The 22,978-nt window shown below is 37.5% G+C and carries 27 protein-coding genes; 14 read left to right on the top strand and 13 right to left on the bottom strand.

All coding sequences use genetic code 11. From position 1 onward, the window contains the following. Together NYE61_RS19090 and NYE61_RS19085 are read left to right on the top strand one after the other, a co-directional pair. Positions 1-444 (top strand): hypothetical protein, encoded by a 444-nt coding sequence (locus NYE61_RS19090; RefSeq protein ID WP_303447495.1) that lies wholly within the window; start codon positions 1-3, stop codon positions 442-444. Between the two features lie 17 nt (positions 445-461). Beyond that, positions 462-1,628, top strand: a complete 1,167-nt coding sequence (locus NYE61_RS19085) for a PrpF domain-containing protein (RefSeq protein WP_303447494.1) — start codon at positions 462-464, stop codon at positions 1,626-1,628. 52 nt (positions 1,629-1,680) lie between these two features. Here the strand turns inward: NYE61_RS19085 and NYE61_RS19080 are convergent, their stop codons facing one another. Continuing rightward, positions 1,681-2,907, bottom strand: coding sequence for an MFS transporter (locus tag NYE61_RS19080; RefSeq protein ID WP_303447493.1), 1,227 nt, complete (start codon positions 2,905-2,907; stop codon positions 1,681-1,683). Next, the gene (locus tag NYE61_RS19075) at positions 2,897-3,472 is read right to left on the bottom strand and encodes an NAD(P)H-dependent oxidoreductase (RefSeq protein WP_303447492.1); all 576 of its coding nucleotides are present in this window, start codon (positions 3,470-3,472) and stop codon (positions 2,897-2,899) included. Before NYE61_RS19075 ends, NYE61_RS19080 begins: the two co-directional genes overlap by 11 nt. Positions 3,473-3,600: 128 nt before the next feature. On the opposite strand from NYE61_RS19075, the gene NYE61_RS19070 reads away from it, so the two are divergent. Further along, the gene (locus tag NYE61_RS19070; protein WP_303447491.1) at positions 3,601-4,533 is read left to right on the top strand and encodes a LysR family transcriptional regulator; all 933 of its coding nucleotides are present in this window, start codon (positions 3,601-3,603) and stop codon (positions 4,531-4,533) included. Between the two features lie 241 nt (positions 4,534-4,774). Here NYE61_RS19070 and NYE61_RS19065 read toward each other — a convergent pair whose 3' ends face one another. The 4 genes from NYE61_RS19065 to NYE61_RS19050 form a co-directional block, all read right to left on the bottom strand. Beyond that, the gene (locus NYE61_RS19065) at positions 4,775-5,989 is read right to left on the bottom strand and encodes a hypothetical protein (RefSeq protein WP_303447490.1); all 1,215 of its coding nucleotides are present in this window, start codon (positions 5,987-5,989) and stop codon (positions 4,775-4,777) included. A gap of 166 nt (positions 5,990-6,155) precedes the next feature. Continuing rightward, positions 6,156-6,575: a DUF3139 domain-containing protein gene (locus NYE61_RS19060; protein ID WP_303447489.1), complete on the bottom strand. Its 420-nt coding sequence runs from the start codon at positions 6,573-6,575 to the stop codon at positions 6,156-6,158. A gap of 623 nt (positions 6,576-7,198) precedes the next feature. After that, the gene (locus NYE61_RS19055) at positions 7,199-7,519 is read right to left on the bottom strand and encodes a YolD-like family protein (RefSeq protein WP_303447488.1); all 321 of its coding nucleotides are present in this window, start codon (positions 7,517-7,519) and stop codon (positions 7,199-7,201) included. Next, a complete protein-coding gene (locus NYE61_RS19050; protein ID WP_303447487.1) occupies positions 7,516-7,731 on the bottom strand; it encodes a hypothetical protein in 216 nt (71 codons plus the stop codon). The genes NYE61_RS19055 and NYE61_RS19050 overlap by 4 nt, the downstream gene beginning before the upstream one ends. A 137-nt stretch (positions 7,732-7,868) precedes the next feature. Here NYE61_RS19050 and NYE61_RS19045 point away from each other — a divergent pair, with 137 nt between their 5' ends. The 11 genes from NYE61_RS19045 to NYE61_RS18995 all read left to right on the top strand — a co-directional run bounded on the left by NYE61_RS19045 (position 7,869) and on the right by NYE61_RS18995 (position 16,016). Then, complete coding sequence (locus NYE61_RS19045; RefSeq protein WP_303447486.1) at positions 7,869-9,119, top strand: DNA polymerase IV; 1,251 nt, start codon at positions 7,869-7,871, stop codon at positions 9,117-9,119. Between the two features lie 123 nt (positions 9,120-9,242). Then, positions 9,243-9,830 (top strand): hypothetical protein, encoded by a 588-nt coding sequence (locus tag NYE61_RS19040; protein WP_303447485.1) that lies wholly within the window; start codon positions 9,243-9,245, stop codon positions 9,828-9,830. 198 nt (positions 9,831-10,028) lie between these two features. Then, positions 10,029-10,214, top strand: coding sequence for a hypothetical protein (locus tag NYE61_RS19035; protein ID WP_095313259.1), 186 nt, complete (start codon positions 10,029-10,031; stop codon positions 10,212-10,214). 12 nt (positions 10,215-10,226) lie between these two features. Continuing rightward, positions 10,227-10,481, top strand: a complete 255-nt coding sequence (locus NYE61_RS19030) for a spore coat protein (protein ID WP_095313261.1) — start codon at positions 10,227-10,229, stop codon at positions 10,479-10,481. 184 nt (positions 10,482-10,665) lie between these two features. After that, positions 10,666-11,550: a LysR family transcriptional regulator gene (locus NYE61_RS19025; RefSeq protein WP_303447484.1), complete on the top strand. Its 885-nt coding sequence runs from the start codon at positions 10,666-10,668 to the stop codon at positions 11,548-11,550. 255 nt (positions 11,551-11,805) lie between these two features. Continuing rightward, the gene (locus NYE61_RS19020) at positions 11,806-12,594 is read left to right on the top strand and encodes an amino acid ABC transporter ATP-binding protein (protein WP_095313265.1); all 789 of its coding nucleotides are present in this window, start codon (positions 11,806-11,808) and stop codon (positions 12,592-12,594) included. A 26-nt stretch (positions 12,595-12,620) separates the two neighbouring features. After that, positions 12,621-13,298 carry an amino acid ABC transporter permease gene (locus NYE61_RS19015; protein WP_095313267.1) on the top strand — a complete coding sequence of 226 codons (678 nt, stop codon included), beginning with the start codon at positions 12,621-12,623 and terminating at the stop codon, positions 13,296-13,298. A gap of 21 nt (positions 13,299-13,319) precedes the next feature. Next, positions 13,320-14,111, top strand: a complete 792-nt coding sequence (locus NYE61_RS19010; RefSeq protein ID WP_095313269.1) for a transporter substrate-binding domain-containing protein — start codon at positions 13,320-13,322, stop codon at positions 14,109-14,111. A gap of 18 nt (positions 14,112-14,129) precedes the next feature. After that, entirely contained in the window at positions 14,130-14,861 is a 732-nt protein-coding gene (locus NYE61_RS19005; protein ID WP_339316343.1) for a glucose 1-dehydrogenase, read from the top strand. 19 nt (positions 14,862-14,880) lie between these two features. Further along, complete coding sequence (locus NYE61_RS19000) at positions 14,881-15,723, top strand: amidohydrolase family protein (protein ID WP_303447483.1); 843 nt, start codon at positions 14,881-14,883, stop codon at positions 15,721-15,723. A gap of 38 nt (positions 15,724-15,761) precedes the next feature. After that, positions 15,762-16,016, top strand: coding sequence for a glutaredoxin (locus NYE61_RS18995; protein ID WP_240033864.1), 255 nt, complete (start codon positions 15,762-15,764; stop codon positions 16,014-16,016). Positions 16,017-16,155: 139 nt separating this feature from the next. On the opposite strand, the gene ssuE is transcribed toward NYE61_RS18995, so the two are convergent. From ssuE to NYE61_RS18960, 7 genes are all read right to left on the bottom strand, one after another. Continuing rightward, entirely contained in the window at positions 16,156-16,689 is a 534-nt protein-coding gene (gene ssuE, locus NYE61_RS18990; protein WP_095313364.1) for an NADPH-dependent FMN reductase, read from the bottom strand. Between the two features lie 62 nt (positions 16,690-16,751). Next, on the bottom strand, positions 16,752-17,009 hold the full coding sequence (locus tag NYE61_RS18985) for a glutaredoxin family protein (protein ID WP_303447482.1): 258 nt from the start codon (positions 17,007-17,009) through the stop codon (positions 16,752-16,754). Positions 17,010-17,019: 10 nt separating this feature from the next. Next, complete coding sequence (locus tag NYE61_RS18980; RefSeq protein WP_303447480.1) at positions 17,020-18,351, bottom strand: LLM class flavin-dependent oxidoreductase; 1,332 nt, start codon at positions 18,349-18,351, stop codon at positions 17,020-17,022. 17 nt (positions 18,352-18,368) lie between these two features. Further along, complete coding sequence (locus NYE61_RS18975; RefSeq protein ID WP_303447479.1) at positions 18,369-19,148, bottom strand: transporter substrate-binding domain-containing protein; 780 nt, start codon at positions 19,146-19,148, stop codon at positions 18,369-18,371. 151 nt (positions 19,149-19,299) lie between these two features. After that, on the bottom strand, positions 19,300-20,304 hold the full coding sequence (locus NYE61_RS18970) for an LLM class flavin-dependent oxidoreductase (RefSeq protein ID WP_118890333.1): 1,005 nt from the start codon (positions 20,302-20,304) through the stop codon (positions 19,300-19,302). Positions 20,305-20,853: 549 nt separating this feature from the next. Continuing rightward, the gene (locus NYE61_RS18965) at positions 20,854-21,915 is read right to left on the bottom strand and encodes a tartrate dehydrogenase (protein WP_095313282.1); all 1,062 of its coding nucleotides are present in this window, start codon (positions 21,913-21,915) and stop codon (positions 20,854-20,856) included. 170 nt (positions 21,916-22,085) lie between these two features. Continuing rightward, positions 22,086-22,823 carry a GntR family transcriptional regulator gene (locus tag NYE61_RS18960; protein ID WP_339316338.1) on the bottom strand — a complete coding sequence of 246 codons (738 nt, stop codon included), beginning with the start codon at positions 22,821-22,823 and terminating at the stop codon, positions 22,086-22,088. Positions 22,824-22,978 lie beyond the last annotated feature (155 nt).

Here is a 22,978-nt window from a genome sequence, read left to right as displayed (position 1 = left end):
ATGAACAAAGATTACCTTAATCTTATATTCAGTGGTTTTCTTTTTATCCTGTTTACGCTAGCAATTATAGAAGCCTTAACGTTTAGTAAACTAGCGCAGTTTTTCCCTTTATATATATCCATTGCAGGTTCTGTGTTGACATTAATCTATTTAATTACAGAGGTTTACAAGCTCTATAAACAAAAGGTTAAGGAAGGAGAACAAATTAAAATCTCTTTACTTGCACCACTTCGATATATAGGCTGGATTCTCGGCTATTTAGTACTCATTTATATTGGAGGATTAATGCTTGCAACTGCAATCTTCTTAATTCCGTTTTTAATACTTGAATCCAGGATGAATTTTATACACACCGGTATATCTATTATTGCTGTACTTATTGGTATTTCATTATTGAGCTCGGCCCTCGATATATATTGGCCAACAAATTTGCTTGGTCTTTAGGACAAGGAGGATGAAACATGCGAGATTATGAAAAAATCCGCTCTGCCATCATACGTGGCGGAACGAGCAAAGGAGTTTTCATATTGGAAAATGAATTGCCGTCAGATCCCATGACTAGGGACAGGGTAATTTTATCGATCTATGGCGGGACAGATGAAAGACAGATTGACGGTCTCGGGGGAGCCGATTCCCTTACGAGCAAATTAGCGATTGTCAGCGTTTCCCCTCGACCTGACGCTGATATCGATTATACGTTTGGACAGGTTGGAGTAGGCACAGGAAAAGTAGATTATAACTCCAATTGCGGAAATATTTTAAGCGGGGTGGGCCCTTTTGCAATCGATGAAGGCTTAGTTGCTGCCCAGGAACCTTACACCACCGTTAGGATTTTTAATACGAACACGAATGGAATTATCGAAGCGAAAGTTCCTGTGGAGTCTGGCAAAGCCCGTTCAACTGGGGATTACACGATTGACGGTGTACCAGGAGTAGGAGCAAAAATCATGTTAAACTTCTTAAACGCATCTGGGGCTAAAACGGGCGAGCTTTTCCCTACAGGAAAGCGAAAAGAAATACTTTTAACAGAAGCAGGAGAATTTGAAGTCAGTGTTGTTGACGTAACCGCACCTGTTGTATTCGTTCATGCAAATCAGTTAGGTTTAGCTGGTACAGAACAGCCGACAGACCTTACGAAAGAACATTTAAGCATGCTGGAAAAAATACGCTCAACAGCTGCTGAAAAACTTGGATTCGTAAGCGATGCGCATGACGCAACAAAAGAAACGCCATCCAGTCCTAAAGTAATCATGGTTTCTCCTAGTCAAACCTATTCAACGGTACACGGCGAGTTCGTTAAACGAGAGTATATTCATTTAACCGCTCGAGCAATGTCCATGCAAAAAATGCACAAAACATTTCCCGTTACTGGCGGACTATGTACTGCAGCAGCTGCTAAACTGAAGGGAACAGTCGTTTATGAGTGCTGCAATAATCCTGATGCTGATGAGATCATCATCGGTCACCCGTCTGGTTCCATGGATTTCCTTATTACATTTATAGATAATGGTCAATATGTTCAATTCGAAAAAACCGCTGTTGCAAGAACCTCTCGACGTTTAATGGAAGGATACGCATATGTTCCTAAGGAATTATTTTGGAATGAAACGGAGTCGATTCGTAGATAAGATTCTTTACATGATAAAAAAGCTTCTCTATTCGAGAGGCTTTTTATCACTGTTACGAGACAACGACATCTTTTGCATTTGATTTAGACATGGAATGATGGACAACGATAAATAAAACAATGCCTATAAGCATCATTCCGCCCATTAAGGTAAATCCAACACCTGCATGAGTACGGTCAATCGCGTGACCAATACTATAAGCCAAAACGGATTGCAACAAGAGGGAAACACCCATCCAGACAGACATAGATCGCCCCATGTATCTTTCTGATACCAATTCCATCAGAAGTACATTCATGTGTATTCGTATGGATGAATTGGACAAACCAATCAACATACTCCCTAAAAATAACCAAATAACATGATGCTGAAAGGATAGAGATAACATTACCACGGTCGCAAGACTAAAGAACATAACAATTGTATATGGTTTTGTTAACTTCTTAACAATGGATGCAGCTAAAAATCCCGAAAGTAATCCACCAATCCCATAAAACATGTCTGCTGTTCCAAAAACTGTAGAATCGGCTTGCAATAAATCTTGAACATAACCTGGTAATATAACATTGAAGACCATTGTTGTCGTTAACGGAATGACGGAGACTATACCAAATAAGAATAATTTTGGTTTTCTTTTTAAGTAACCAATCCCACCTTTGAAGCTCTGTATAAAAGTTTCCTCTTTTTCCCTAACTTTGATTTTAGTACGGTAAATGACTCGAATTAAAAAGATACTACTAAGTAGAAATGCAAAAGCATTCATAAGAAGAATGAATTCAAAACCATAGAATTTATAGAGAATCCCAGATACTGCGCCAGCCGAAAACATCCCCACTTGCAAACTAATCTCTATCAGTGAATTTCCATTCACAAGTTCATCTTTTGTTAAAATTTCTTGAGTTAAGCTCCTGGATGCAGACATATAGATTGTCCACCCAACACCATTAATGATGGTGAATAGATATAGATAAATCATGCTAAATCCATCAATCAAAAATAGAAGCGTGATAATAAAGATTAAGATTGCACGTATAACGTGTGCCGAGAAAATAATTTGCTTTCTACTAAAACGATCCGTTAATGTACCGACAAGAGGGAAACATAGAAATCCTGCTAAAAGATTAAGCGCTAATATAAACCCGACTGCTGCAGCTGAACCCGTACTATCAAGCACATACCAATTCGCACCGATTGTACTCATTCCAACACCGAAACCTTGGATAATGTCAGAAAGGAAGAAGTTTCTGAAATTCCTGCCTTTCAACATGTTAAAGAGCATTGCTCCCACCTCCTTTTACGATATACCGTCTAAGATGATCTTGTAATTGACTTGTGTACTCCTTTAAAGATTGATTTTTCATCGCTGAATAAATTGAAAAAGTCGGTAAACGATTCAAACCACAGTATTCGAAAATTTTATGTATGGGGAATAATACCTCATCTTCTGAGTACCCCTCTAAAAAACTAGTCTGACTACCATTAAATGCCTTTATATTAGCTCCCCACGAAACAGAAAGCATGTATTCCTTTTGAGTAAGTAAACCACCTCGACCGAATTTCTTAGCCTTCGTAAAAAATATATCTGGGACAAATACATCATCAATGTACTTCTTAACAATGCCTGGAATACTAAACCAATAAATAGGTGTTTGTAGGATCACAATATCCGCCCACTGAAATTTTCCGATTTCTTCTTTAGTGTTATAACCTGCTATAATTTTTGTCTCCTTCAGTTCAATATGGTGCTTGCATTCTTCCCTAATAAGATCAACCATGTAATCTGTTAATTGACCCTTTGCTCTTTGAAATACGTCATGACCATTAATTAGTAATAATTTTTTCATTCCTCTTCCCCACTCTCATGTTGTTTTCCATCTACAGTTAGTTTAAAATAAAATCATCCATTATAAAAGATGATAATTTCGATGAAATCAATCGATCATATCGATTATAGGAAGGAAGAAAGAAATAGGTGGAATTTAAATATTTACAAACATTTATAGTTGCAAGCGAAACCTTGAACTTTACAAAAACGGCCGCTAAACTTCAATATGCCCAGTCTAGTGTCACTGCCCAAATTAAGTCTCTAGAACAAGATCTACAAACTCCTCTCTTTGAGAGACTTGGTAAGAGGCTTGTTTTGACCCAAGCAGGAAAACAATTAAAAAGTTATGCCCACCAAATTGTACATTTAACAGATGAAGCACGAACAGCAATTGAGGCTGGAGAGAAAACAGGGACAATTATCGTTGGAGCACAAGAAAGCCAGTGCACTTATCGTTTGCCTGAGCTTCTTAAAAATTTCAAATCAAAATATCCACTAGTAAATTTAATTTTCAAACCTGCTCACTCTGATGAAAGTGCAACAGAGTCTTTGCTGAAAGGGGAATTAGATCTCGCTTTTATTATGGATACCAACAAACCAAATCCTTATTTAGAAACCAACCCTTTATTACAAGAGAAACTTATACTTGTTGCTTCACCATCAAATTCATTAGTTTTTAAACCTACCGTACTACCAGATGATTTACGAGAAGAAACGGTCTTATTGACAGAGAAAGGGTGCTCATATCGCAATATGTTTGAACAAAAGCTGTATGAGTACCAGGTATCACCGAAAAACACGCTTGAATTTGTTAGCCTGGAAGCTATCAAAAAGTGCGTAGTCGCCAATTTAGGAGTGGCAATGCTTCCAGAAATGACCGTTGCAGAGGATTTAGAAGAAGGATTATTAGTGGAATTAAATTGGGACGTGGAAATGCCCGTATTAACTACACAAATGGCTTTACACAAAAATAAATGGCTCACACCCCAATTACAAGATTTTGTGCACCTGACAAAGACGTACTTTTCTGCAGGAATTCATCATTCGTCTAGTAGTCGCCAAAAGAAATTCAACTGCTGATTAAATTTATCTTGTAAAAAACCTTATATACAAAAGGAGCGCTTATCTTTAAGAAAAGCGTTCCTTTGCTGAAGATATTAATTTTTAAAAATTGATCTATAAATTTAGATCAAATACTACGAAACGGATAAAGGAAAAAATGATGTGAATCCATTGTATCAATTTCTATTGCCACTCATTCAATAGCTGGATCCTGATATTTCTCTTTTTTGTTTAATACAGTTGAAGAAGAAATCTACGATTAATTATTATTAATAAATAAGTGATATTTATTTCCCTTTTTCAAATACCTTCCTTGAATTTCTCCAACGCCTTCTACTACAAGTGAATCAATAGTTTCGATAGGTTTATCCTTTATAATGAGTTGTAATTTTTTTATGTCTTGCAAACTACCTCTAAAATCAGCAATAACAGGTTGTTGTAACAGATAGTCTGCATTGTTAATTCTTACCTTAATAAAGTTTTTATGTAAAAACTCATCTTCTAGGTAAATAATATTCATTGGATCAAAAGATTTTGCAGTTATATCACCCTCAATACTTAGAAGAATTCCTTTTTGTTCATAAAACTTTTTAAATTCTTTCTTCCTATTTTCTAATGCGAAATTAATTACTTCATCGGTTTCTAAGCTTATTTCGGTGAGATGAATAGGATTCCATTTTATAAAGTTACCTGAGAGGCGTTTGAACAAATCGTATAATGTTTCCTCTGTATCCAAAAAACTTTCCTTCCAACTTGGTGAAATCTCATCTAGTAGTAAACACATAAACAAACCTGAACTATAACAGCTTCTTCGTATATTAGAAGTAGACTCATATTTGTTTGTTAAGTATTGCCCGTATTTTTGTAAAACCGAACCATAAGCTAGTGGGCTTTTCTCTAAGTAAGCTTTTAATTCCACATACCACGCAGGCCCCTCAATGGTTTCAATTAAGTTTTCATATAGTAGATACTCATTTATTATTGCTGCTCTTTTTTCTTTTAGGTAAAAGAAAGTATTAAGATATTCTTTCTTTGCATGAGTATTATTTTCTAATAACGCATTATATAGATTTATTCTTTCTAGATTTCTTAATTGCACACTTTCTCTCAATAAAGGATATGTGATTCCTAAAATTTCATCAGGAAATCGTTTTTCCCCCTTCATATATTGATAACCGTGAAATAATTCGTGTACGAGAATAGAAAACAAGCTTTCATAGTCCCCATATAATTCCAGATCTACAATTGCTGTTGGATATTCTTCGTAGAGCATTAGAGTACAACCATTAAACTGCTCATCCCGTTTTAATACTTGATATGTATTTTGTAGCTTACTATTAAATTTAGGATGGTTGTATAAATAAACATTGCAATTATCATATAGGGCATAAGCAACCATTTCAAATCCTGGCCAATACTTTTCCAAATCTGCTTCTACTAAGTCTTGTGTTATTCGATTTAAATAGTTAGTCATAATTATTATTTTCCTCCCATCATACAGTTAACATGGGGATTTATTATAAACAGGAAGTAATATTTTTTTAAAAGCTTCCTTATTGAATTAATTACCTGCCATTTATTTTAAGTACATATTTTCACAAAACTATCTCTAAGCCCCTTCATTCTGAACTGCTAACTGTCTAATCCCTATTATCCAGGGAATGCTGACATTCTTTTTCACTATACTTCGTATCTCCTTCAAAACTATCGGTCACGCCATCCGCTGAAAGGATTTCTTTATCACAAAATTGCCCAACATGCTTTTCTTTTTTCGTTAATCCATAATAATAGGTTATATTCGGTTCATCTTTAAAAACTACCATATAATGTCCATGATAAAAATCCTTATTAATGAAGTGCTTCGGCTCTACATAATGTGCTTCCTCCATCTGTTCTTCTGCATACCCCATCTCCTCCAGATGTGCTGGGACATGCTTATTCACAAGGTATTTCGTATATGGATTTCCGTTGTTCAGTACATATAGAAAACCAGCTGGGACAGCAATAAAAAAAACAATAAAGAAGATGCTGACTATAATCAGTAGCTTTTTGGTACTCATCCGAATCACTCCGATTCATTATAATGGTAAAGGCTTATTTTACATACATCCTCAAGACATTTACCATATTTCATTCTAGCTTGATTATAGCTTTATTAGAGCTTAGCAGCAATTAATTATTCTATATTTTCAGTCAAAAATAACAATAATTGGAAAATTAATGTTAACCGTGAAAAATCCCCTACTATTACCCTCTGATTTTTCATTTCCATCAATATCGGTTATAATAAAGTAAGTAATTCCATAAAATATAAAAAGATCGCTAGTGCTGCTACACTAGCGACCATACAATAGCCCTTCAAGGGGGCGACTCACATTAGAGTTATACCAATAACCACCCTAATTGCTCGTCAGGCTTATAGGGTGGCTATTTTTTTTGATCTGACAGCACAGCCACAATTAAAGCTCCAAATGAAATCATTAGAACCAACGCCTCATATACCGTCATTATCCATCACCCCCTTTCGGATTAAAAAGGGGTGAGCCGCCACCCATGAAAGCCTTCTTGTACAAGTTCTATTGTAGCAAGAATGCATCACTTTTAACAGAACATATTTTCCCATTTTCGTTTATAATGCTGCAATCGATTTCAAGACTTCACTACTAAGCTCTAAACGAGAAAACTAAACGACCAGAACATCCATAATGTCACTAAATTTCACCCTCGTGCGATCATCGTTATCAAATACAATGCAGTCATTTGAAACAACGCTTAACAACTTTCCCTTTACTTTATGAAAACTATGCGCTTTATAATATTTAACCTCCACTGTCAGATTATCATGTATTGCGAGCTGCAATTTTATGGCGTTTTCTTCCACCTGTTGTTCGTCCAATATCGGTTTTTCTTTATAATTATATTCAATTTGTAAAGCTTTTAACATTTCGATATGCTCTGGCAGCATGAGTGCTGTCCATTTCTTCGATCCGCGATCATGTATCATGCACTTGCCGCCTTCCTGTTTGCTTTCTGTACCGACAAAATATTTTCTATTTTGAACGTACGGACCCGCTTGCGATAAAAACAATATGCTAAAATATGATCTTCACGTATCCCTAATACACGCACAAATCGTTGCGAAACCTTACCATTACGTGCCATATAAATCATTTCCAACTTTATCTTCTCATGAACAGCATGATTTAATAATTTCATCTTATCGCACTCCTTAAATAGAAACGTTTGTTCTATTATATCACAAAAACCGAACATATATACTGTTATTTATTGACATTGATAATTTACATTTTCTTGCATATACTAGGAACAAACGTTCTAAAGGAGTGAGTCAATTGGACTATTCTTCTTACCCCCGTCATGATGTGCTTTGTATTGATATGCGTTCTTTTTACGCAAGCGTCGAGGCAATGAAACTAAATGAGGATCCGATGAAGGTTATGCTTGCCGTCGTTGGAGATCCAAACAGATCTGGGAGTATTATACTAGCAGCATCTCCTGCCTTAAAGCAAAGATATGGGGTAAGTAATGTAAGTCGTTATTTCGAATTACCAGACGACCCGAACATTATCGTTGTGCCAGCCCATATGGCTGATTATTTAAACGTATCCGTTGAAATAACAAAATTACTGCATGATTACGCACCACCAGAAGCAATCCATCAATATTCGGTTGACGAAGTTTGGATTACCGTAAATGGCCTGCAAAAGCTTTTCGGAAGTCGTCAGGAGATTGCATACAAGATACAGCGTGACATATTGGACCGATTTGGTATCACTTCCTCTATTGGGATTGGGGATAATAAATTTCTCGCAAAGGTCGTCATGGATTTACACGCTAAAAAAACAGGGATTGCAGAATGCAAATACGAGGATGTACCAGAAAAACTCTGGCCAACTCCTGTTCAAAACATTTGGGGAATCGGACATCGAATGATGAAGAACTTACACCGCATGGGAATTGTCACACTTGGGCAAATCGCCAATTATAAACTAGAGCTTTTACAAAAACGCTTTGGCGTCATGGGAGAACAACTCTATTGGCATGCATGGGGAATTGATTTAAGCCCTGTTTTTGGCGACTTCACAAAACAAGAGCAAAAAGGCTTCGGACATGGTATATCTTTGCTTCGGGACTACACGAGGGAAGAAGTTTCTTACTGCATTCTTGATCTTTGTGAGGAAGTATGCCGCAGGGCTCGCACAGCAGGAACGGCAGGAAGAACCATCCAGCTTAGCATTTCCTATTCAAAAGAAACAGCTGGTGGATTTTCACGTTCCCGATCGATTGATATCCCTACCAATGTGACCATGGATATGTATGGAGTTTGCATGCAATTATTCCAGGAATTTTATGATGGAAAAAGCATGATTAGACATGTATACGTCACCTTAACAAAGCTATTCGATCAGACCGATGTCCAGCTCGATTTATTTGAGGATCGCGCAAAGAAAAATGACATCGGCTATGTAATGGATGCGATTCGTGATAAATACGGATCCACTGCTATTCTCCGCGCTTCCAGTTATACAGATGCAGGGATCACGCTGGAGCGCAGTAAGAAGATTGGTGGGCATTATGCTTAGGAATCTCAAGGGACAGCTTAGCTTGTCCCTCTTCCCCACTCTATTAGAAATTTACACTTTACTGAAACTTCCCGCCTTTCCTTTTCGTATTATAGATAGAAGGAAAATAATGGAGGTGAGGACATGGAATTATTCGTGAAACTGATTTTTGCAGCAATTATTTTCGTATACAGTTATCGGTTTATTATCACGCTAATCAAAATGAAGCAAGAAATAGTGTTTCCTGCTTCGATCGAGGAATTTAATACCATTCGAAAACACCCGGAAAAACCTGTATATCCTCCTACCTACTCAAAGCAAAAAACTGGGATTATGATTTACGCTTTAACACTTATTTATTTAACCGCGATGCTCATTGCAAGCTATTTTTTTGATTTATTTTGGTCTATATACCTACTACTCATCCTTCCAATTTTCCATCTGTCTAACCTTTTCAATATGTTTGTGTTCGTACAGGATGGAGTCTTATGTGGCGCGCGCTTTGTCCCATGGAGGAAGATTAAATCATTTGAGTTTGTACGTATCGATGTGAATCACCGATATTATGGATTTTCCAAGGATGTGAATGATCAATATGAATTGAAAATTAAGACACGTTTTGCCATCTTAAGTTGTGTTGTCACTTCCAACGAAATGAAGGAGCGATTAAGGTATTTATTAGAGGAACAAAGAATCAACGAATTGAGCTTGGGAAAAGATATAATTTACTGATATAACGCGATATTGGGTAGACAGGAATCCCAATACCGCGTTTTTTCCTTCCATTGACCGCTAATCAATCTCTACTCAAATAAACTTACCTAAGACGAACTTACCACTATCAAACGAAAAACAGCTATTCCGGATAGAAGAATATCCAAACTTTTACTGGTTAAACTAACGATGAATCCACTCGAAAGGAGCTTTTGCATGAATCAATTAACACAAACCGAACTAGAAAATTTACGAAAAATGATTGGTGAACATGGAATGATTGCGAACAAATTAGAATCCTACGCGGCATCTGCAACAGACCCAGAACTAAAAACGATTTTACAACGAGACGCACAATCTGCAAGGCAGGCACAACAACAGCTGTTACCATTTCTACAATAGGAGGAAAGAAGCATGCTACAAGATAAAGATATTGTGAACGATTATTTAAATGGATTAAATGCAAGTCTAAAAAGCTATGCAGGCTATATAAGTGAAGCAAATAATTCGCAACTCAGACAAACACTTGTGAGTTTACGTAATGGAGACGAATCCCGCCAACGGACCGTTTATAGCTATGCACTGCAGAATGGTCATTATAAACCAGCACAACCCGCGACACCTGAAGAGATTCAGCAAGTAAAAACGGAACTAAGCTCAGGTCAATAACTATTTATACATGGAAAAGCATTTATTTTCTTGAATCGCAGAATATCCTTTTCACCATAAAAATCGGCAAATAACATATTTGCCGATTTTATTTTCCTTCTCCGTTCCATCTTACCAGTGACATCCTCCTCCCCTATATATATAATGTTGATAAGATTACTAAGAATTAAAGGAGACTTAAATCATGAATATCGAAAACATCGAAGCCTTTGTGTTAGTGAACCACTTTGGCAGTATTAACAAAGCCTCCAAAGCACTGTTCTTATCACAGCCTTCCGTGACAGCACGTATCCAATCCTTAGAGCGAGAGTTAGATACGAAACTTTTCGATCGAGTTGGCAGACAACTCGTGATCACAGAGCAAGCAAAGGAATTTCTTCCTTATGCAGAGCAAATTATTCAATACTATAAAACTGGCAAGAAACAATTAAAAGTGAAAGAATTATCCGACCAGTTAGTAATTGGATGTACAGAACTCGTATCCAATTACTTAATTCCAAAAGTCATACCCGCTTTTACAAAGAAACATCCGGACGTGCAACTAAAGCTGGTTACAGGGTCAAGTGATGCCATTCAAAATAAAGTATTGAATCGTGAAGTTGATATTGGTTTTGTCAGGAATAGTTCTCATCCGCTTATTACATCTGAAAAAGTATTGGAAAGTCCAATCAACCTGTTTGTACAGCCTGACCATCCTTTTGCAAGCTTTGATTCAATTAACATCGAAGCATTAGCACAAGAACCGATTATCTTTTTTGAATGTGGATCATTAGATTGGTCCATGATACGGAATCTATTTCAAAACCTAAGTGTCAAACCTATTATCCAATATGAAGTAGATAATATGGAAGCTGCAAAAGGCTTGATGGTAAGTGGAACGGGCATTGGTTTTCTCCCAGAAATCAGTGTACGTAATGAACTGGCCCGTCAAGAACTAGTTCATGTGAATTTACCTTTTGTATCAAATCTGTCGCTGAAAACAAACATGATTTTTTACACAGAAGAAACACCAAACTATTATACGGAATTACTAGAAATCGCTAAATTAGAAGGAAGCAAGAGAAACTGAAGCAGAGAAATGCACATTCCAGATCTAAATTGAACCAAAAGAACAGTTTAGGCATATATGATAAAAGCTGAGTTATCAATTCACACCACTATCCGCCTAACTATATAGAACCTTTCTATAAGGGAGACCTTATTTTTCTATAAGGAGAGTTATTGTTAGATTAAGTTACGCGTGATATACTAATCGATAATCTCAAAACCAACTAAAACCCTAGGAATAATCAAAGTTATTCATAAAGCGGAGGGATGAAATACGATGATAAAGATCTCAAATATAAAGAAAAGCTTTAAAAATAATATTGTTTTAAAGGATATTAGCTTTCAAGTGACTGAGGGTGAAGTGGTAGCCATTATTGGTCCATCTGGCTCTGGAAAGTCGACATTGCTCCGCTGTATCAATTTCCTAGAAAAACCTGATTCTGGAAAGATTGAGATCGGTGATGTAACAGTGGATACAACGAAGGCAACCAAATCAGAAATACAGAAATTGCGCATGCAAACATCGATGGTGTTTCAACACTACAACCTTTTTAAAAATAAAACAGCTCTAGAAAATGTAACCCATTCATTAAGAGTCACAAAGAAATTAAACAAAAAACAAGCGGACGAAATCGGACGTCATTTATTGAATCAAGTTGGACTTTTAAGCAAAGCAGATAGCTACCCGATCTCCCTATCTGGAGGACAGCAGCAGCGAGTTGGCATTGCGCGGGCATTAGCGGTAGGTCCCAACGCCATTCTATTCGACGAACCTACTTCTTCGCTGGATCCAGAATGGGTTGGTGAAGTACTGCGTGTCATATCCAGTATCGCCAATAAGGAGAAAACAATGATTATCGTAACCCACGAAATGAAGTTTGCCAGGGAAGTCGCAGATAAAGTCATTTTCATGGATGATGGTTTAATTGTAGAGCAAGGCACACCTGAAGAAATTTTTGATAACCCTCAAAATGAGAGAACAAAGAAATTTTTACAGAACTATCAAAAGCACTCCTCCGTGGAGTTAGATAAGGATATAGAAAATGGCAAATTTGCTCTTCTATAACTACAAGAAAGATGGCGGTGTCTTATATGAATTTTGATTTTGGGTATATGATTGAAATTATTCCTGAGCTATTAAAATATGTACCAGTTACCCTATATATATCAATCGTTTCCATGCTGTTTGCTATTATAATCGGAATCTTCCTTTCTTTAATTCTAGTGAATCGAATTCCAATTTTACAGCAATTATCCAAGGTGTACATTTCCTTCTTTCGAGGGACTCCACCACTCGTGCAGCTTTTAATGATTTATTTTGGCTTGCCACAATTAGTCCCCGCGCTTAATTCAATTAGTGCTACAACAGCTGCAATTATTGCATTTAGCTTAAATGTTTCAGCATACCTTGCAGAAATCTTTCGGGCTGGGCTGGAGTCTGTAGATAAAGGGCAAGCAGAAGCTGCATTAACGGTAGGTATGACGTACCCCCAAGCATTACGAGGAATTATCTTGCCACAAGCCGCACGAAATGCGATTCCTGCAACAGGAAATACATTTCTCGGTTTATTAAAAAATTCCTCACTCGCATTTACCATTGGTGTAACAGAATTACTCGCCCAAGGAAAGCTACTTGCAACAGCTACGCTTAATTTCTTTGAAGCTTATATGGCAGTTGCACTTATTTATTGGGGACTAACCGTTGTATATAGCAGCTTACAATCCTGGTATGAAAACCGTATTAGTAAACCTTACGTAAGAGAAACTTAAGTTGTTGGAGGATACATGAACATGAAAAAACGAATGATTTTAATTTCCGTCCTAATATTACTCTTTTTAAGCGCATGTGGACAAAACACAGATAACGGGTCAGCAGGAGATGATACTGTAATCAAGGTGGGCGCAACACCCGATGGCTATCCACAATATTTCTATGAAAATGAAAAATTAGAGGGCTTTAGCGTTGATATGATAGAAGCTATTTTCGCTGAAATCGGGTATGAGGTTGAATGGGTCGTTACGGACTGGACTGGTGTGCTCGCTTCCTTAGAAACCGGGAAAATTGATACGGTTGCGAACTTTGCACAAACACCAGAAAGAGAAGAAAAGTATTCCTTTACAGAACCCTACTACTATTCCAGAGCTGCTCTTGGAGTAGCACAAGATAACGACACGATACAGTCCCTAGAGGATGTTAAAGGTAAGCAAGTTGGAAATGTAACGGGATCCAATTATCAAAATGTATTAAAAGAGCAGGATCCAAATGATGAAATAGAAATTATCAATTATGAAACACCAGATGTTATTCATCAGGATGTTGCATCAGGAAAAGTGGATGCATTTGTAACTGGAAGAGAAATCCTGTTAGCACAAATAAAAGATAAAGGAATCCCATTGCAGGTGGTTGGGGAAGCATTTGGAGAAAAACTAGTCTCCCTTCCATTTGCCAAGACAGATGAAAATGAAGCGCTTATTGCTGAAATTAATGAAGCAGTAGAAACATTAAAAGCTGATGGTACATTTCGAGATTTATCGATGGAATGGTTTGGTGAGGATGTAACGATCAGTCAAGACGAACAATAATTACTTGGGGGATTTTGCATGGGGAGAGTAAGCGGTAAGGTAGCAATAGTAACAGGCGGGGCATCCGGCATGGGTGCCTCCCATGTCAGAAAGCTCATGACAGAAGGTGCGAAAGTAGTTTTCACCGATGTCGCCACTGGGGAAGGAAAAGCATTACAAGCTGAGCTTGGAGAGGGGGTATTGTTTTTACAGCACGATGTAACAGATGCTGCACGTTGGGAGCAGGTCGTTGCAAAGACAGAGAAAACATTTGGCCCAGTGAATATTCTAGTAAACAATGCCGGAATTAATTATAGCGAACATCTAGAAAACTTCCCTGAAGAAGCCTATCGAAAGGTTATTGATGTTAACCAAACAGCTGTTTTCTTAGGAATGAAAGCTGTCGTCCCTTCAATGAAAAAAGCAAAGCATGGTTCCATTATAAATATTTCCTCCAATGGTGGCTTAAGAGGAAGAACAGCAGGCATTGCTTATGGAGCTTCTAAATTCGCTGTGACTGGAATGACAAAGGTAGCGGCATTGGAGCTGGGACAGTATCAGATTCGTGTGAATTCCATTCATCCCAGCCTAGTAAATACAGGCATGTTTTCCGAACAAGCCGGTGGAGACGCAGTGGCAACTGACCGCCCGTTGAACAGGGTGCTAACAAAAGAAGAGGTATCCAATCTCGTTCTTTATCTCGCCTCTGATGAATCCAGTTATACAACTGGGGCTGAATGCGTCATTGATGGTGGTTTGACCGCAAGATAAGAAAGGAGGATACAAGCCTATGGTGATTGATTTTAAAATGAAAGCACCGATTCCAAAGTGGGAAGCAATGTTTGAAAACGGCAAGACAGCATTACACGGCGTTTTTCATCAATTGGAAAACCTTGCACCAACAAAGTCTTCTACTGTTACAGATGTACTAAATGAGATGGATGAGCAGGGAATTAGTTATTCGGTAATTCTCGGTAGAAATAATGAACAAGGAAGCTCAAATGAAGAATTGAAAGCTTTCTTAACAAGCCCTCAAGGGGAACGATTCTTCGGCTTTATTGGGATTGAAGATATGACAGTCGATGAAGCTGTAGCTACCATTCACCGATATGGGAAAACTGGTGTTTTTCATGGGGTTGCAGCAATTCCATCAAAAATCAAACCATTAACCCCGATAGGCGATGAAAGCTTAGATCCCATTTTTGAAGCTTGTTTAGAATACGACTTCCCTTATTGTATAACATTAAGCTTGCTCATCTCGCTGACAAGCGAAGCACCTGATTATGATTATATCCATCCAAAGCAGCTTATTCGTGTAGCAAAGAAATATCCAGACTTAAAAATTATTATCTCGCATGCAGCATGGCCATTTGTTCAAGAATCTATCGCAGTTGCGACACATTTTCCAAACATTTACTTATGTCCCGACTTTTACCTCACCTTCCCTGGAGGCAATCAATACATAGAAGCTGCAAAGTCAGGATTGGAAAATCAACTTTTATTTGCAAGCTGTTATCCAAATGTTCCTTATGCTTATGCGATAAAACATTATCAAAGCTATGAATTAGCACCTGAACTTTCAGCAAAGATTTTCTATGAAAATGCAAAACGTTTGTTAAAAATTGATATATGAAAAAAATTCAATAAAAGAAAGGAAGAATTAAAATGGCAATTAAAGATTTAAACGTAGTCGTTTGGTCCAAACAAGGTTGCAGTTACTGTGCGGAGGTAAAGCAATATTTAAATGAAAAAGGCATTACATACAAAGACATTGATGTAACCGATCATGATGACAGACGTGACATTCTAGAAGTAAAATACGGTGTTCGACACGTACCTGTCGTGGAAATTGGTCAAGAAAACCAGTATGAAGCGATTACGGAAATAGGTGTGCAATATATTGAGGAAGCGTTGAAAAATAGATAACAAACCGTTCTCCTGCTTGTCATTCGGGCAGGGGAACTTTTTTATGTCTTTGTGAAATTGCAAGATGCTTTTTTTATTCTGCTTTTACTCTTTCCCTCTCCAACAAAAAAAGATCTACTAAAAAGTAGACCTCCTCTAACTAAGCATGTTCCTTCCGCTTCACTTTCCCAAAAAAATAATCAAGCTGTTTTTTCGTTCGATTCAACATATCCACATCTAAAATCGGATTATCACTTGTTTTATCTATCTCACTGTCTTGAAAGTAAAGGCCCTTTAAATTATGACCTTTCACAGTGGCCAGCAACGGTTTCAAAGCATACTCCAGGGCCAATAAATGGGATAGGCTCCCCCCGGTCATCACAGGTAGTACATGGGTATCCTGTAAAATATCCTGTGGCAGCATATCGAACAATGCTTTTAATACGCCAGAGTATGAAGCTTTGTATACCGGGGATCCAACAATTACACCGTCTGCATTTTCCAAATCATTGGCGATTTCCTTGATTTTATTGCTGTTGAAGTTTGCAAAAAGTAAGTCCTCCGCATCGACATCCTTTACAGAAATATGTTTAACGGAAAAACCTTCTTGCTCGGCAAGCTCGCCTAGATAGTAAAGAATTCGCTCTGATCTCGACAGCGATGAAGGACTTCCCGAAACAATTACAATATTCATATTACGCACAACCATCCCCCTCTCTTAAACAGTAACCCTATCAACAAATATGGGTACTTCGTTTAATTACTCGCTAATGTCTTCTCTAAATGTTCAATACCAACTTCTGTCACTGCTTCATATGCATTTCCTTGGCCGATTTCCACAACTGGAACATGGCGTACCCCATATTTTGCTTCTAAAATATCTCTTCGATCATCATTTTCTGTGACATCGATCGTTTGATAAGGTAACCCTTTTTCCTCTAAATACGTTTTTACCTCATTACAATAACTACAACCCTGTTTAGACCAGACTACGATAGATTGATTGTTTGGCATGCTTTATCCCTCACTTCGTTTTGATATGTTCTTTTTTATAGCGATTTTCAATAAAAGGCAGCCCTAAATTTCCTCGTAATGTATCACTTTCATAACCGCGATTATAGTAACCTTTTTCCACTAAAATTGGAACAACATGCTCGAGAAAATCTTCATACTGCTTTCCAAGTACATACATGCTCAATACAAAGCCATCTGCCGCATCCTGATCAACCCATTCGATCATTTTGTTCGCTACTTGTTCATACGTACCGAAAAATTCATTTTTAGGAGTTGCTACACGTAATGCTACCTCTCTTAACGTTAAGTTCTCATCTTTTGCCATTTTTTTAATCTCATCTGTTGTCGATTGAAAACTGTTTTTCCCGACATCACCAATGTCCGGGAATGCCTCATCAAGTGGAAACTGACTGAAATTAAAATGGTCAAAGAAACGCCCTAAATAATGCAAAGCTTCCTCAATACCAATTAAATGCTTAATCGCATTGTATTGCTCTTCTGCTTCTTCTTCCGTTGCACCAATAATTGGAGACAATTGTGGTAAAACAGCAATCGCTTCTCGCTTTCTACCATATTCTGCCGCCTGGTTTTTTAATGTACGATAATATTCCTGCGCACTTTCCAATGTCGATTTATTCGTAAAAATAGCTTCCCCATGTTTGGCAGCAAATGCAATTCCAGTCTTTGATGATCCTGCTTGGAAAATAACTGGCTGCCCTTGTTTAGAACGTTCAATATTTAATGGACCTTGTGCCGTAAAAAATTCACCATTATGATTCAAACGGTGCATCTTATCCTTGTCATAAAATTGCCCTGTTTCACGATTTCTTACAAATGCAGCATCTTCCCAAGAATCCCATAATCCTTTCGTAACTTCTAAATACTCATCTGCCATTTGATATCGTAGCCGATGTTCTGGGTGGTTCCCTTTATTAAAATTCGATGCAGTTCCTTCCAAGGGTGATGTAACAACATTCCAACCAGCACGCCCGCCTGAAATTATATCTAAGGAAGCAAATTGACGTGCAACATTAAATGGCTCACTATACGTTGTCGAAATCGTCCCAACTAATCCAATATGTTTTGTGACCGCTGCAAGTGTCGATAACAATGTCAACGGCTCAAATCGATTTAGAAAATGAGGAATCGATTTTTCATTAATGTGTAGTCCATCCGCAATAAATACAAAGTCAAATCCAGCTTGCTCTGCTTTATGCGTCACTGTTATATAATGATTTAAATTAATACTTCCATCTGCCGGCACATCCTCAGATTTCCAAGAATTCATATGCCCACCGGGACCTTGTATTAATATTCCAAGTTTCATATTTTTGCTAGCCATCTTTCCACTTCCTTTTCTTATTCTTCTAGTAAATCGATATCAAACCATTTTAAAGATATCTCGGAAAGTGTTCCATTCTCTTTTAGTTTCTCGATTGTTTGGTTAATCTCTGAAATTAAAGCATCATTTTCCTGAGTTTTTTGAAATGGTAAAGCAACCGGTTGGTCCCCAAATGGTTCATCTACAATTTGTAATGGAATGTCTCTTTCACTAATTTGTGCCATCAATTGCTCCCTGCCGTATATAAATCCATCTACTTTTCCTGTAGCTACATCTGTATAAACCACATCAACTGATTCATAAATGACCAGTTCATAATTTTCTTCTGGGTAATTTTCTTTTAATACATTTTCAAAGTTAGTTCCCATAATACTAGCTAGTTTTTTCCCTTCTAAATCATCTAATGACTGAATGTTAGCCTCATCTTTCGCTGTAGCAATTACTGCTTTCGAACTGTAATAAGGATCTGTGAAATTATATGTTTTCGCTCTCTCTTCTGTTGCTGCAAAATTAATAGCTGTATCGACTTTTCCAGATTGTAAATTTGCCAGTACCCCATTCCAATCCGTTATAACCCATTCCACTTCATAACCCATATCTTTAAAAATAGCGTTGAACACATCGACAACAAAGCCTTTAAATTCTTCATCTTCCTTAAAAGTATGTGGGTAACCATCAGGTACAGCTCCAACTGTAATGACTTTATCTTCAGTTGAACCTTCACTACTGGAACTTTCTCCACACCCCGCAGCAAAAAATAGGAACACAGCTGACAAGAATATCACTAATTTTTTCATTTATTCTTCTCCCCTTGATCATGAATAACTTAAAACTTGGTACAGTTACACTGTTATACCAGCCTTGTAATTGAACTACTTCCTACATCCAATTACAGCATAATTTAAAACACTAGCCCTGCCCCTTATTTATACAAATACCAAGTTACGTTTAGTTTTTATTCAATAGCGGAACAGCCAACTGACTTAATAATTCAAATGATTTCAAGCGCTTTTGTTCATGCTGAATGGGTGTATGCAGAATAAACTCATCAATCGCATAAGCAGCTGCTAATTGATCTAACTCCCCTTTTACAAATGCAGGACTTCCTGCAATCATATCCACTTCTTGCTCTTTAACTTCAAAGGATTCCCTCGTCTGTTCCCGGAATAATTCCACTTGTTCAAGCGACTGAACCGATAGTGAGCGACCACTTTCAAGATGGATTTTATAAATTTTATAATGTCGTGCCTCTTCCTCTGCTTCTTCTTGCGTTACCGCAGCGAAAGATGCAATTGCAACAATAAACTTTCCTTCTGGATAAATATTCCTGTACTCCTGTACAGCTTCCCGAAGAATGTCATCATTCCCATTTAAAAAACGCGCAAATACAAAATTTGCACCCTGCTCTGCAGCAAGTCTAGCACTGTTTGAACTTGCTCCTAAAAGGAAAACAGGCACCTTCCTCTTTGGCTTTGGCAAAGCCTTTGCACCATATAATGCATGATCTTCGGGCAATGCATCATGAATGAATTGATTAAGTATGGTAAAACGTTCATCAAAATCGATATCACTACCCGCTGCCCCGTAACGCAAAGCCTTCGTTGATAAAGAAAAACCACCCGGTGCTTTTCCTACCCCTAGCTCCACTCTTCCTGGAGTAAGTGATGATAAAAGCTGGAAGTTTTCTACTACTTTATAAGGGCTATAATGCTGCAACATCACACCACCTGAGCCAATTTTGATCGTAGTCGTTTTTGCTAATAAATGAGAAATAAGTACTTCAGGTGATGTACCCGCAAGGTCAAGTGTCTGATGATGTTCAGAAACCCAAAAGCGTTCATATCCCCATTCTTCTGCCTTTTGCACGAATTGAATCGTGCTTTCTAATGCATCTTCAGCCGACTTCCCTGAAAAAATCGGACTTTGATCAAGTATCCCTAATTTATATGACATTACTTTCTCCCCCATATTTTAGCTTCCTATTGCAGAACTATTCTCATCACACTGCTGGAAACATGTCTCCTTATTCATGCCAGTATTTCTATGAAAATTATTGAATAACTTTTTTGTCCTTTCCTTCGTTGGGTCATCAAAAGTTACCTGTGGTGCTCTTTACTATGCATCCACCAACCTGCCATGAATAATACTTTATTCGCTGTTCCTTTTTTCGTTCTAAGTATATATCAGTATACCAATTAACTTACCCGGATTAATAAATTGAATTAAGTATAGCATCTTATTATAATTGCTACAATAGACGGGGTTATAAGTATTTCTTTGTTTACTTATAGGGAAGTTCTATATGGATTTGTCCAGATAAAATAAGGTTAAAGAGGGAAACTCATTCCACAAATGCTTTTCTTACTCCATAACGAAAATTAGCATGATGTTTTCTAATATCCGCTTCTGTTCCACCTTATAGAGAACATTTACACATAATTAGAAATAGGAACCTATCTTTATCATTCAATAGATTCCTAAACTAATGTGTTCTTCAAGATATTAAGCTCTAGCTTTTAACCGACTAATAATTTCCTCCGTAACTTCTGTGGTCGTATGTTTTCCACCGATATCCGGTGTGACGATTCCGTCATTCGTAACACTTTCAACCACATCTAAGAGAACGGTTCCAATCTCCTCCTCACCCATGTGGTCGAGCATCATTTTAGCTGTCCAGATTTGCCCAATTGGATTGGCGATGCCTTTTCCAATAATATCTGGAGCTGACCCATGAACTGGTTCAAACATGGATGGGTATTTTCCATTCACATTGATATTTGCAGCAGGTGCAATTCCGACACTCCCCATGATCGCTGCACCAATATCAGTCAAAATATCGCCAAATAAATTACTGGCAACAATAACATCAAATTTATTTGGACGCGTAACAAAGAAAGCTGCCAAAGCATCGATGTGCTGAGAGTCCGTTTGGATATCTGCATAATCTGTAGCAACATCGTTAAACACTTCATCCCAGAACGGCATCGTATGGACAATCCCATTTGATTTTGTCGCACTCGTCACATGTTTATTCCTTTTTGACGCCAAATCAAATGCATAGCGCATTGCACGTTCGGTTCCTTTTCGGGAAAAAATATTGTTCTGGATAGAGATTTCATCTTCTCCACGAAGAATTCTCCCACCAACCTCACTGTACTCTCCCTCACTATTTTCTCGGACAACAATTAAATCAAAGTCCTTAGGGTTAACGAGTGGAGATTTGATACCACGCAGAACCTTTGCTGGTCTAATGTTAATTTGTTGCTCAAACTCGCGGCGAATCTTGATCAAAAGCCCCCACAATGAAGTATGGTCTGACACGAGCTTACTATTACCGACAGCCCCTAAGAAAATGGAATCAAAGTCTTTTAATCTTTCTAATCCATCTTCAGGCATCATCACGCCATGCTCCAAATAATACTCACAGCTATATGGAAACTCCGTGAACTCGAATGATAATCCACCATGAATCTCTGATACCGTTTTCAAAACAGCTGTAGCAGCAGGAACAACTTCTGTACCAATTCCATCTCCTGGAATCGATGCAATCTTAAATTTCTTCATTTTCGCAGCCTCCTACATTTAATTTCTCAAAAGTCGTCGGTCGACTCTTTGAATTTATTTTAACTATATAATAAAGTCTGTCTTTTAGCAATCATGGATTATATTCACCAAAATAAAAACTGTACCCTATTAGGGCACAGCTTCATTGGCTTATATAAGTTAAATTCTACTCATAGATTTCTAGTTGAATCCATCATAATTTGAAGTAAATGTTTCAAATCACGTTCTAAATGGTTGACCATCTCGGCAGAGGCGTTCGTTTCATCTCTTTCTTTCATATAATAGAAGATTCGACGATGTTGTTCCAAGATTTCCACGGCCCGCTCATTACCCTGGAAGTTTAATATCCGATAATAATTAATTAACCCCTTTAAATCATATACTTGTTTTTGCAAGCGGTTGTTTTTCGTATAGGTAAGAATTAATTGATGAAATTGTTCATTAAGGAAGATAATCGAATTGGCTTCCATCTTTTTATTAATAGCAGCTTCGGTTTCAGCTAATATGGCTTCTATTTTTGAAAGCTCGTCATCTGTCGCAAGTTTCGTTGTCAGATTAACAGCGAAGGATTCTAGCGCCATACGGCAATAATAAATTTCCTCCACATCTGTAATGGTTGGCTTATAAACGAGCATTTTAGATTTATCAGCAACTAGCAGTCCTTCTTTTTCAAGAATCCGTACTGCTTCCCTAATAGGACTCTTACTTACATTGTACTCTTTCGCTAACTGGGTTTCGTTGATGTGTTCCCCTGGTTGAAATTTCCCATCAAAAATCATTTGTCTGATCATACGATAAAACTGGATATAATAGGGTTCCTTTTTCTCTATAAACAATTTGATCATTCCCGTCATCTGCATGAATTGTTTTGGAACTAGATTGGTGTATTTAAGGAAAGTAATATTCATTACCTTCCTTTCTACTATATCCAGATAAGACCAAGTATTCAACTTATGAATCCCGTATCCCTTTTAAAATATGAAGGAATAGTTATATTGTATTTACAAGCAGACTCTCATAATTAAAATACTGCCAGTTTTACCAACTGGCAGCTTTTATAATT

The organism is Oceanobacillus sp. FSL W7-1304 (genome assembly GCF_037969805.1).
Taxonomy (GTDB): Bacteria; Bacillota; Bacilli; order Bacillales; family Amphibacillaceae; genus Oceanobacillus; species Oceanobacillus profundus.
Note: the sequence above shows the minus strand (reverse complement) of the source record. Positions and strands in the feature narration are given on the sequence as shown.

Bases quoted from the DNA above. Each gene is read 5' to 3' on its own strand.
- NYE61_RS19090 (WP_303447495.1), top strand. From the start codon at position 1: ATGAACAAAGATTACCTTAATCTTATATTCAGTGGTTTTCTTTTTATC.
- NYE61_RS19085 (WP_303447494.1), top strand. From the start codon at position 462: ATGCGAGATTATGAAAAAATCCGCTCTGCCATCATACGTGGCGGAACG.
- NYE61_RS19080 (WP_303447493.1), bottom strand. From the start codon at position 2,907: ATGCTCTTTAACATGTTGAAAGGCAGGAATTTCAGAAACTTCTTCCTT.
- NYE61_RS19075 (WP_303447492.1), bottom strand. From the start codon at position 3,472: ATGAAAAAATTATTACTAATTAATGGTCATGACGTATTTCAAAGAGCA.
- NYE61_RS19065 (WP_303447490.1), bottom strand. From the start codon at position 5,989: ATGACTAACTATTTAAATCGAATAACACAAGACTTAGTAGAAGCAGAT.
- NYE61_RS19060 (WP_303447489.1), bottom strand. From the start codon at position 6,575: ATGAGTACCAAAAAGCTACTGATTATAGTCAGCATCTTCTTTATTGTT.
- NYE61_RS19055 (WP_303447488.1), bottom strand. From the start codon at position 7,519: ATGATACATGATCGCGGATCGAAGAAATGGACAGCACTCATGCTGCCA.
- NYE61_RS19050 (WP_303447487.1), bottom strand. From the start codon at position 7,731: ATGAAATTATTAAATCATGCTGTTCATGAGAAGATAAAGTTGGAAATG.
- NYE61_RS19040 (WP_303447485.1), top strand. From the start codon at position 9,243: ATGGAATTATTCGTGAAACTGATTTTTGCAGCAATTATTTTCGTATAC.
- NYE61_RS19035 (WP_095313259.1), top strand. From the start codon at position 10,029: ATGAATCAATTAACACAAACCGAACTAGAAAATTTACGAAAAATGATT.
- NYE61_RS19030 (WP_095313261.1), top strand. From the start codon at position 10,227: ATGCTACAAGATAAAGATATTGTGAACGATTATTTAAATGGATTAAAT.
- NYE61_RS19025 (WP_303447484.1), top strand. From the start codon at position 10,666: ATGAATATCGAAAACATCGAAGCCTTTGTGTTAGTGAACCACTTTGGC.
- NYE61_RS19020 (WP_095313265.1), top strand. From the start codon at position 11,806: ATGATAAAGATCTCAAATATAAAGAAAAGCTTTAAAAATAATATTGTT.
- NYE61_RS19015 (WP_095313267.1), top strand. From the start codon at position 12,621: ATGAATTTTGATTTTGGGTATATGATTGAAATTATTCCTGAGCTATTA.
- NYE61_RS19010 (WP_095313269.1), top strand. From the start codon at position 13,320: ATGAAAAAACGAATGATTTTAATTTCCGTCCTAATATTACTCTTTTTA.
- NYE61_RS19005 (WP_339316343.1), top strand. From the start codon at position 14,130: ATGGGGAGAGTAAGCGGTAAGGTAGCAATAGTAACAGGCGGGGCATCC.
- NYE61_RS19000 (WP_303447483.1), top strand. From the start codon at position 14,881: ATGGTGATTGATTTTAAAATGAAAGCACCGATTCCAAAGTGGGAAGCA.
- ssuE (WP_095313364.1), bottom strand. From the start codon at position 16,689: ATGAATATTGTAATTGTTTCGGGAAGTCCTTCATCGCTGTCGAGATCA.
- NYE61_RS18985 (WP_303447482.1), bottom strand. From the start codon at position 17,009: ATGCCAAACAATCAATCTATCGTAGTCTGGTCTAAACAGGGTTGTAGT.
- NYE61_RS18980 (WP_303447480.1), bottom strand. From the start codon at position 18,351: ATGGCTAGCAAAAATATGAAACTTGGAATATTAATACAAGGTCCCGGT.
- NYE61_RS18975 (WP_303447479.1), bottom strand. From the start codon at position 19,148: ATGAAAAAATTAGTGATATTCTTGTCAGCTGTGTTCCTATTTTTTGCT.
- NYE61_RS18970 (WP_118890333.1), bottom strand. From the start codon at position 20,304: ATGTCATATAAATTAGGGATACTTGATCAAAGTCCGATTTTTTCAGGG.
- NYE61_RS18965 (WP_095313282.1), bottom strand. From the start codon at position 21,915: ATGAAGAAATTTAAGATTGCATCGATTCCAGGAGATGGAATTGGTACA.
- NYE61_RS18960 (WP_339316338.1), bottom strand. From the start codon at position 22,823: ATGAATATTACTTTCCTTAAATACACCAATCTAGTTCCAAAACAATTC.